Annotated in this window: 1 protein-coding gene; it reads right to left on the reverse strand. The window is 61.6% G+C overall.

Annotated elements, in window-relative coordinates:
• Positions 1-184: aldehyde dehydrogenase family protein (locus IB279_RS36915; RefSeq protein ID WP_192341315.1), on the reverse strand; the 184-nt coding region annotated here is incomplete at its 3' end.
• Between the last annotated feature and the right edge of the window lie 71 nt (positions 185-255).

Here is a 255-nt window from a genome sequence, read left to right on the forward strand (position 1 = left end):
CCCGCCACGTCTTGAAGCCCTTCTCGGCGGCCGCAAGCGCCTCATTGAGGTCTTCCACTTCGGCCCAGGCCACCTGGCCGATCGTTTCCTCGTTGGCCGGGTCGATGACGGGAATGGTCTTGCCGGATCGCGCCGGCCGCCAGGCGCCGTCGATATGAAGCAGGATGTCTGGATAGTGAGCCATGGGAAACCCTTTACTGAATGAAGTTCGCCGCTTTGAGCGCGATGCCGTAGGATCAGGTCAATGGGGAACAG

It is taken from the genome of Ensifer sp. ENS06 (assembly GCF_014852205.1).
Classification (GTDB): domain Bacteria; phylum Pseudomonadota; class Alphaproteobacteria; order Rhizobiales; family Rhizobiaceae; genus Ensifer; species Ensifer adhaerens.